The organism is Pseudomonas sp. Ma2-10 (assembly GCF_054330215.1).
The window spans coordinates 1-384 of sequence record NZ_JBTEYL010000094.1 but is presented as its reverse complement, the minus strand read 5'-3'; the positions used below and the strand labels follow the sequence as shown (position 1 = coordinate 384).

General features: G+C 60.9%; 1 pseudogene. It reads left to right on the top strand.

Annotation, left to right across the window (positions count from 1 at the left end):
- Positions 1-384 (top strand): annotated as a pseudogene (locus tag ACXPVS_RS27455) (hypothetical protein); the annotation flags it as partial.

The following is a 384-nucleotide window of genomic DNA, read 5'->3' as shown; positions in this document are numbered from 1 at the left end:
GTCTGCTTCATGCCCGAAGACTCCAGCGAACCCGTCTTCGTCCCCTGGGAATCCTTATCCGCCTGGGTCATCGAAGCTCAGGGCGCCACCCAATACGGCGTCCACCGCCAATACGGCATGGGCATCGGCTTCCAGCACGGCGAAACCTTGACCAGCGTCGAATTTCCCTGCTTTGGTCTTTCCCTGGCCATCAGCCACTGGGAAGCCATTCGCGGTTACATGGAATACGAAATCCACGACCTCACATCCATTCAGGACCCGCTAGACCTGCAAGGCCCGAACGATCCGCCCCACGAAGGCCTGCACACCTTCCGCAACGCCCGCGCACGCCTGCACCAGCAAATCCGCGACGGCCAACGTGGTCGAGTGTCCGGTTTCTTCTGG